Annotated in this window: 6 protein-coding genes and 1 riboswitch; all 6 genes read right to left on the reverse strand. The window is 62.5% G+C overall.

The genetic code is table 11. The features are described from left to right. A partial coding sequence (locus AAG799_RS20890; RefSeq protein WP_341898894.1) for a methyl-accepting chemotaxis protein occupies positions 1-1,871 on the reverse strand: 1,871 nt, incomplete at its 3' end. Positions 1,872-2,091: 220 nt separating this feature from the next. After that, the gene (locus AAG799_RS20895; RefSeq protein WP_341898895.1) at positions 2,092-4,395 is read right to left on the reverse strand and encodes a methyl-accepting chemotaxis protein; all 2,304 of its coding nucleotides are present in this window, start codon (positions 4,393-4,395) and stop codon (positions 2,092-2,094) included. Between the two features lie 173 nt (positions 4,396-4,568). Next, complete coding sequence (locus tag AAG799_RS20900) at positions 4,569-5,090, reverse strand: chemotaxis protein CheW (protein WP_341898896.1); 522 nt, start codon at positions 5,088-5,090, stop codon at positions 4,569-4,571. Positions 5,091-5,424: 334 nt separating this feature from the next. Beyond that, on the reverse strand, positions 5,425-6,978 hold the full coding sequence (locus AAG799_RS20905) for an acetolactate synthase large subunit (RefSeq protein WP_341898898.1): 1,554 nt from the start codon (positions 6,976-6,978) through the stop codon (positions 5,425-5,427). Between the two features lie 25 nt (positions 6,979-7,003). Continuing rightward, on the reverse strand, positions 7,004-8,047 hold the full coding sequence (locus AAG799_RS20910) for a cyclase family protein (protein ID WP_341898899.1): 1,044 nt from the start codon (positions 8,045-8,047) through the stop codon (positions 7,004-7,006). A gap of 131 nt (positions 8,048-8,178) precedes the next feature. After that, entirely contained in the window at positions 8,179-8,721 is a 543-nt protein-coding gene (locus AAG799_RS20915) for an Mpo1-like protein (RefSeq protein WP_341898900.1), read from the reverse strand. A 284-nt stretch (positions 8,722-9,005) separates the two neighbouring features. Further along, positions 9,006-9,119, forward strand: a riboswitch (glycine riboswitch). Positions 9,120-9,228: the final 109 nt, after the last annotated feature.

The following is a 9,228-nucleotide window of genomic DNA, read 5'->3' on the forward strand; positions in this document are numbered from 1 at the left end:
GCCTGGTTGTTCAGGGTCTGCGCCGCCGCCGTGCTTTCTTCCACCAGGGCCGCATTGCGCTGGGTCATCTCGTCCATGCTGCCGACGGCGGTGTTGATCTGGTCGAGGCCGGTGGCCTGCTCGCGGCTGGCGGCCGCGATCTCGGCCACGATGTCGCTCACCTTCTTGATCGCGCTGACGATCTCGGTGAGCGAACCGCCGGTCTGGTTCACCAATGCAGCACCGGTCTTGACCTGCGCATTCGAGTCCGTGATCAGCGCCTTGATGTCCTTCGAGGCATTGGCCGAACGCTGGGCCAGGGCGCGCACTTCCTGCGCCACCACGGCAAAGCCCTTGCCGGCTTCGCCGGCTCTCGCTGCCTCAACGCTCGCGTTGAGGGCGAGCAGGTTGGTCTGGAAGGCGATTTCGTCGATCAGGCCGACGATGTCGGAGATCTTCTGCGCGCTGCCTTCGATCCGGCTGACCGCGGCCACCGCATCGGCGACGACGCTGCCGCCCTTCTCCGCCGTGTCGCGCGCCGCGACCGCAAGCTGGTTGGCGGCCTGGGCATTATCGGCATTCTGCTTCACGGTGGTGGTGACTTCATGCATCGAGGCCGCGGTTTCCTCGATGGCGGCGGCCTGGGCTTCGGTGCGCTGCGCCAGATCCTGGCTGCTGTCGGTGATCTCGCCGGCGGCCGTCTTGACCGACAGCGTGGTCGTGGTCAGTCGCCCGGCAAATTCGCGCAGCCGCTCGGCCATGCCATTGGCGCTGGATTTCAACTGGCCGAATACACCGTGATACTCACCACGCACACTGCGGGTCACATCGCCTTCGGCCATGGCGCCCATGACCTCGGCCAGTTCACCGGCCATGGTCTGCAGCGTCGCCGCCAGCCGGTTCAGTTCCTGGCTGGTCGAAAGGAAGAAGCCGTCCTTGCCGCTTTCGCTGATGCGGCCGGCCAGATCGCCGCCGGCGACCTTGTTGACCAGGGCGGCGATTTCCTCGCCTGCGGCTTTTTCGCGGGCCTCGCGTTCGGCGCGACGCCGTTCGGCCTCTTCACGCTGTTCGGCAATCTGGGCTTCCGCCTCTTCGCGGGCAATCATGCTGTCCTTGAACACCTGCACCGCCTTGGCCATCTCGCCGATCTCGTCGCGGCGTTCGCTGCCAGTGATGGTGATGCCGGTATTGCCGGTGGCCAGCGTGTTCATCACGCCGGTGATGCGGCCGATCGGCCGGGTCAGGGTGGCGATGACGATATAGAGCGCCAGCATCACGGATATGGTGATGGCCGCCACCGTGATGGTGATCAGCAAGGGGCGTTGAGTGTTGTAATACTCCGTCAGGCCGTTGCTGACCTCGATCACGCGCTCGGCATTGCGCTTGGTTACACCGTCGATCAAACGGTTGACCGCCTGCCGGTTCGAGCGGTTGGCGTCGTTATCGCCGTATTCACGCGCCTGCTTGGTATCGACATCGGTGCCGAGCCGCGCCAGTTCGCGGCGGAACTGGATGAACTGGTTGATCTGGGCAATGAACTGCTTGGCTTCATCGCCGGCGGCCGCCTGCGGCCCGATCAGCGCCGTCCAGTCCTTGAGCACAGTTTCAATTTCGGTGGTGAAGCGCATGATGCCGGCCGCAAAGGGTTTGGCGGCGGCGGTGTCGGCCGACATGTAGACGCCGCGTGAGTCCATCACCACGGCATAGACCAGCGCATTCAGCCGCTCGCCATACTGGGTCTGCTTGGCGATGCTCTCCATCACATTGGTCTGCCGCTCGAAGCGGTCGAGCGAAACGACGCCCATCGTGCCGATTGCCGCAGCGGCAACGGCCAGCAGCGCAACGACCGCGAGTACCCTCGGCCCGATTTTCAGAGTGGATGCAAATGACATTCTGCCCTCCCACGAATCTAAGCTTGCCGTGACCTACCGTTGCATTGATACACAACAGATTGATCTTGCTTAGGTTACCAATCATACACCTGTGGGAAGTCTGGCCGCACGCCGCGATTTTACCACCGCACAAAACTTGCGCCGTACACGTTTTAGTTTAATTGCATACTGATGATCTGTTCAAAGCCCGATTCTGGAGACCGGCCGCACAGGGATGGTCTCAGAACTCCTGCCAGTCGTCATCGCCAGCCGGTTTTGCCGGCGCTGGCTTGGACGCAGGCGCAACCGGCTTGGGCTCCGGTTTCGCCGCCGGCGCCTTGGGCGTGGCTGCTGCTGCGGGCTTTGGCGCGGCGGTTACCGGCGCCGAAACGGCAGGTTTGGGTGCCGGCCGGGCGGCCGGCGCGGCCTGTGCGACAGCGGCTGGCTGGTTGCCGAGCTTGAAGAAGCGCACCAGCGTGGCCAATTCCGATGCCTGGTTGGCGAGCGCCTGGGCAGAGGCGGATGTCTGCTCCACCAGCGCACCATTGCGCTGGGTCATTTCATCCATGCTGCCCACGGCCGTGTTGACCTGATCCAGCCCGGTGGCCTGCTCACGGGATGCGGCGGCGATCTCGGCGACGATATCCGACACCTTCTTGATCGCACTGACGATCTCGCTGAGCGAAGCGCCGGTCTGGTTGACCAGCGCCGCACCGGTCTTGACCTGGGCATTGGAAGCACTGATCAGCGCCTTGATATCCTTCGACGCATTGGCCGAACGCTGCGCCAGGGCACGGACCTCCTGCGCCACCACGGCAAAACCCTTGCCGGCATCGCCGGCACGGGCGGCCTCGACACTCGCATTCAGCGCCAGCAGATTGGTCTGGAACGCGATCTCGTCGATCAGGCCGACAATATCGCTGATCTTCTGCGCGCTCTCTTCGATCTGCGTGACCGCGGCCACCGCATCGCCAACCACAGCACCGCCCTTTTCCGCCGTGTCACGGGCAGCGGTCGCCAGCTGGTTGGCGGCCTGGGCATTGTCGGCATTGTGCCGCACCGTGGTGGTGATTTCGTGCATCGAGGCAGCGGTTTCCTCGATCGAAGCGGCCTGCGATTCCGTGCGGCTGGCCAGATCCTGGCTGCCGCTGGAAATCTCGGCCGAGGCGGTTTTCACCGCTTCGGCATTCTCTGCCAGTCGCATGGCGAAATCGCGCAGGCGCTCGGCCATGCCGTTGGCGCTATCCTTCAAACGGCCGAACACACCATGATAATCGCCGCCGACCCGCTTGGTCAGATCACCGCCGCTCAGCGCCCCGGTCACCTCAGCCAATTGGCCGGTCACCGCATTGGTGCGGGCAATCATATCATTGACTGACTGACCGACGCGCTGCATCACGCCGCTGAGCCCATTCAGTTCAACACGGCGGGACAGGTCGCCTTCGGCAGCGGCGGCCACGACCTGGCCGATAGCCTGCTCGAAACGCTGCTCCTGCGCTTCCCGCTCGGCGGCGAAGCGCACCCTTTCCTCATCTTGCTGGCGTTCAAGGACGATCTTCTCTTCGGCATTGCGCTTGAACACCGCAACAGCACGCGCCATCTCTCCGACTTCATCGTGCCTTTCCTGATACGGCAACGCCACAGACAGGTCACCGCCAGACAGGCGGTTCATCATCCCGGTGATGGTATCGATCGGACGTGAAATATTGCGGCCAATCAGCCATGCCATAAGAATACCTATCAGCAGAGCGACAACACCCGCACCGAAGGCAATCAACTGGGCCCGGTTGACCGTCGAGACGTAGTCGCTGCTGTCTATGGCGATTACGACAGAACCGAATGGCTTGTCGGAATAATCCCGCACGGCGCCAACCAGCACCGTACGCGGGCCCGCTGCAGTAATGGCCCGTCGCACCACGGTTTCGCCTTTCAGGGCGGCCTGGAGATCGTCGGGCTGCGTCAGCGCAGCATCCTCGAATGTGCCGGCAAAGCGTTTCATGCCATCCTTGTCCTGTACGAACAGGGCGACATCGGCGCCATAACGCTTTTTGAAACTGTCGAAGAAGAACTGACCAAACGACATGCCGAACTCGAAGGAGCCGATATGCTTGCCTTCATGCATCACCGGCACGATGCCACGCACGCCAAGGCCATCAAGGCCAAATTCAAGCCCCTGCGTGGGCTTGCGGCTGTTGTTGGTGGCAACAACAGTGTGGCGGAAAGACGAGATATCGTCGCCGAAGCGATCCGGCCGATGCACGCGCAGGAAGGACGTTGCCGGCGGGGTATGGAACTGCATCTGCACGGCGCCGTGGTCGTCCTTGAGAGGCCGGAAGGCGGGTACAAAGAGCTTGGCCAGACGGTCGCGGTCGCCTTGTGCCATGGCGACCTGGGCATCGGGGATGTTTGCCACAAGCGTGCTGAGCGCTGTGGCCTTGGCAGCCTCCGCATGCACCGAGGCCATGACGTTTTCATAATAGCTCTGCAGCTCGCGCCGCTCGGCGCGGTCTACCAAGCCATCCATCACCAGTAGAGATGGAACCACCGATGCAATAACGGCCAAAATTGCGACAGCCGCAGCGCAAACAATCAAGCGACCTTGAAGTCGCAAGGATTTAAACATCGCGATATCAACCTTCGACTGTGTTTCCACTAAAACAAAAACACCCTTCGGCATTTCCTCCGAAGGGTGCGATGACCTGATAATTTAGCTGCCGATCAAGCCGCGGCAGCCGGCAGAGCGGGTACACCGCGGTTGAACAATCGATTGACGTCAATAAGAGCCACCATGCGCTCTTCATGGGTGGCGAGGGCACTGAGGAAGGTATGCTCTTCATCGGCGGCCGTGGCCGGCACCGGCTGCAGCGCCGAGGCATCCAGCGCCAGGATATCAGACACGGTATCGACCAGCAGGCCGACAGACTCGCTGCCGATCTCGACAACGATCACGACATTGGCGCTGGTCGGCTGGGTCACGCCGCCGCCGAGACGAACGCGCAGATCGAAAATCGGCACTACGGCACCGCGCAGATTGATCACACCGCGCACGAAGGGAGGCGTATTGGGCAATGGCGTCACATCGGTCCAGGCGCGAATTTCACGCACGCTGAGCAGATCGAGGCCGTAATTCTGGTCGCCAATGGTGAAGGTCAGCACTTCCTGGCTGCCGCCGGCAATCGCGCCCGCCTTGTCGGTGGTCGCGGGCACGGAAGAGGCGGAAACGGTGGCTGGCATTGACATGGCGCTCACACTTTCTGTTGTCGCACTGATTCTGTTGTCACACCGAACCTGTGCATTGGCTGCTGTCGTTCTGCGGCAGCGGCGTAGATAATCTGGTTAAAACGCCGTCCCCGGTAACAAAGGACGGCGCCTGCCCGGTGGGGGCTTACGCAAGGCTCATCCCTTCGGTGATCGGGACCGGCAACCGGCCTGACGCGCCTGCTGCTTCAGGGATATCGCACATAATGATTGTCAAATTTCCTGCTAAGCTGCAAACGGAATCGCCAAAAACCGCCAAGTGTTATCAAGACTTTAGCACTCGGCCAGGGCACCTCTACCAAAGCTAGTGGTTCGATCAGAATACCAACTCAACGAGTTGTGGCCCCCGAGTCTCTAACGCAGCGGCAAAAGCACGGCTGAAATCGCCCATTTCATCGACCCGCACGGCCGGAACGCCGTGGCCCTTGGCCAGGGCGACCCAATCCGGATCCGGGCGATCCAGCGTCAGCATGTCGATCGCCCGCGGGCCCGGATTGGCGGCGCCGACATTGGCCAGCTCGTTGCGCAGGATGGCGTAAGACCGGTTGGCGAAGATCACCATGGTCACGTTGAGCTGCTCGCGCGCCATCGTCCACAGCGCCTGCAGAGTGTAGAAGGCGCTGCCATCGCCGGTCAGGGCGACGATCTTGCGATCGGGTGCCGCAATCGCCGCGCCGATCGCCACCGGCAGGCTGTAGCCAATCGAACCGCCCATGTTGTTGAGCCAGTCATGCGGCCCGCAGGCTTCGGCCGCGGCAAAGATACCACGGCCCGAAGTGACGGATTCATCCACCACCACGGCATTGTCGGGCAGCAGGGCGGAAACCGCGGCAGCGATCTTCTCGAAATTCGGGGCACCGTCTGGCAGGGCGGGCCGCGCAAGGCCGGAATTGTAGGCCGGCACGCTTTTCGGCGCACCGACCGCATCAGCCAGGCGCTCCAGCGCATCGATCAGGTCGCCTTCGACATCAAGCACGGCGGTGATGTTGCAGCCATCGGGTGTCAGGATGCTGGGCTTGCCCGGATAGGCGAAGAAGGCCACCGGCCGCTTGGCGCCGACCAGCGCGATCTCCTGCACATCGGCCAGATACTTGAGCGCCAGATCGACCACGAAGGGAATGCGGCCCACGCTGGGCAGCCCGCCGCCGCGCTCAATGCGGGCACTGAAACCGTTATTCGACAGGCGGCAGCCGGTGGCCGCCGCGATGCGTGCTGCCAGCTGCAGGCCCTGCCGATGCAGCGCAATGCCGCCCAGGATCAGCATGCCCTTCGGACCGGCTTTTTTCAGCGCGGCAGCCGCCGCCTTGACCTGCGCCTCATCGGCCCTGGCGCGGGCCGGCACCGCGACCGGCTTCGCCTCGCCCTGCGGCGCATCGTTCCAGGCGGTGTCTGCCGGCAGGATCAGGCTGGCGATCTGGCCATTGTTGCTGCGGGCAGCAGCCACGGCCTGGGCACCCAGACCGGCAACCTCGCCCGCCGTATCGGCACGGCCGATCCAGTGCGAGACCGGGCGGGCGATGCCTTCGATATCGGCGGTGAGCGGCGCATCATATTGCAGGTGATGGGTGGCATGCTCGCCGATCACGTTGACCACACCCGAGCTGGCCTTGCGCGCATTGTGCAGATTGGCGACGCCATTGGCGAGGCCGGGGCCAAGATGCAGCAGCGTCGCCGCCGGATTGCCCGACAGGCGCCAGTAGCCGTCGGCAGCACCGGTCACCACGCCTTCAAACAGGCCGAGCACACAGCGCACACCGGGCACGCGATCCAGGGCCGCAACAAAATGCATTTCCGACGTGCCGGGATTGGCAAAACAGACATCAACGCCGGAGGAGACAAGCGTTCGGACCAGGCTTTCGGCGCCGTTCATGGAAAACTCCTGATGATAAAGCGGTTTAAACAGTCGCGATGGGAGAGGCTGGCGAGCCGACCGCGCCGGTCAGGCGCAGCGGCGGCGCCGTGAGCAGGAAGCGGTTACGCTTGTGCTCTTTCAGATAGGCGGCGAGTTCCGAGAGATACCACAGCTCGCCCAGCGGCACGCCGAGCTTGAACAGGCAATGCTCATGCAGCGGCAGCATGGCATGGCTGCCTTCCACAGCTTTGGCCGGCAGGCCTTCGACCGCATAATTGTCGGCAATCAGGCAGCTGACTTTGGAATCGGTGATCCAGTTGCGCAATCTGGCATCGCGACCATCCAGCACGGCGCAGGAATTCTCCAGCCGGTGATGATCGGGCTTGCGTCCCATGGACATCAGCACATCACCAAAACCGGTATAGAAGCAGAGCATGTCACCCTGCTCGACACTGACCTTCTGCTTTTCCATCGCCGTCATCAGCAGGTCATAACCGACCCAGGTACGCGCCTCGCCCACCTCGTCCTTCAGGTTGACCAGCACGCCACGGCCCTGCAGGCCATGCTTGGCGAAATTATGAATGCCAAGCGGCTCGGTGCCCTTGGACGGAAAGCGCTCCAACCGCGGTTCGCCGACGCCGCGATCCTCGACATCAGGAATATCGCTGCCGCCGCGCCAGCCGTTGTAGAAGACACGTTCCGGCTGGCCATCGCCATCGGCATCAAACATCGAGCCGATATGGGCGAAACTGTCCCATTGCGTGGAATACTGCAGATACAACAGGGCTGCGTCGTCGCTTGAAACGTCAGTCACTTTCGGATCGTACAACGACAGGGGCAGCGCCATGTTCGGCTTGCCCTCGCGCACCACGGCAAACAGCTGCGGCGGGAAGCGGCGCGGATTGAGCAGGTTGCCGCCGGGATATTCCAGCGGCAACGACAGACAGAAGGTGCGGCCATCACGCACTTCGGCGATGCCCTGCTTCACCTTCTCTGCCGTGATCCAGTTGACGCGGCCGATGCGGTCATCGGCGCCGAACTCGCCCCAGTTCGACCCTTCGGGCCGGTTCTTCCAGCGTTGCGTCATGCCAATGCCCTTAAATGTGTATGGCCGGCCAGGACAGAGCCTGAGCCGGCCATGATTGAAGGAAAATTGCCGTCAAAAAGATAGTGTCATCGCCGACTTCAGGCTGTCTTCATGGCGAAGACCGCAGCGACCTAAGCCGCCGCACGCTCGCGCATTGCGCCGACCGAGTAATTCTTCCAGCGCGCTTCAACCGCATCATGCAGGTCTTTCTGCTGGCCAAGCGCGAAGACGGTTTCGGCCACCAGGAACATCGGACCGATCAGCGCCTGCAGCAGGTTGTCGGCCAGCGCCGGGCGGCGCCCCTCGAAGACATGGCCGACCAGCTGGAACACCCAGCCGCCGACAAAAAAGCCGGCGAAAGCGATCCAGCCGGTGGTGGCGTCCATCATGGCGACCTGTTCAGCCAGCTGCAGCAGCCCGAAGGACAGCAGCATCATCAGGCTGCCGATGCGGCGATCGAGCCAGATGTAGAACATGCCGGTGGCGAACCACAGCAGGCTGGCCAGGGTGACGACAGTTTCACCGCCCCACAGCGAGAACAGCGTCACCCAGTGCAGCGGAATGAACAGGGCAAAGACGATGGCCGGAATGCCGACAAAATGCGTGGCGCGATTGCGCGCATCACGGTGATAGGCCGAATACATCGCCATCTGCTCGACGAAGAACGGGTTCATGGCGGTTTCCTCCATTTTTTATCGAGTCGCCGAGTCGCGTCCTGCGCCCGGAGAATCCCTTTGCTGTGGATAACCCTAACCACCCCTAAAGCATTGTCAATCGTGGTGTTTTCGAGCTTCCGCAAGGTCACCGGGAATATCATTGACTAATATATGGCGCCGCCTATTCTCGCGGCGTCGCAAGCAGTCTGGCGGGAGAGCCGTCCAGCCCGGGTTTCATACGGGCCGGACGCGCCGAAGGAGCAACCGCCCCGGAAACTCTCAGGCCAACGGACCGACCGGACTGGCGACACTCTGGAAAGCGGATCGGGAGTCCAACCCCGGTCCCACCGAAGGAGTAAGGAGACGCAAAGCTTCGCTTCTCCGAATCTCTCAGGTTCCCGGACAGAGGGGGCGAACGGCGAAACCATCCGCCGGTTCGACTCTGACTCTGTCTGCAAGGGAACCTCGCTTGGGCGATACGGCCGAAAATCTCAAAATCACGCCTCTCAATGCCCTGCACAAAGA

The organism is Ferrovibrio terrae, from assembly GCF_943371255.1.
Taxonomy (GTDB): Bacteria; Pseudomonadota; Alphaproteobacteria; order Ferrovibrionales; family Ferrovibrionaceae; genus Ferrovibrio; species Ferrovibrio terrae_B.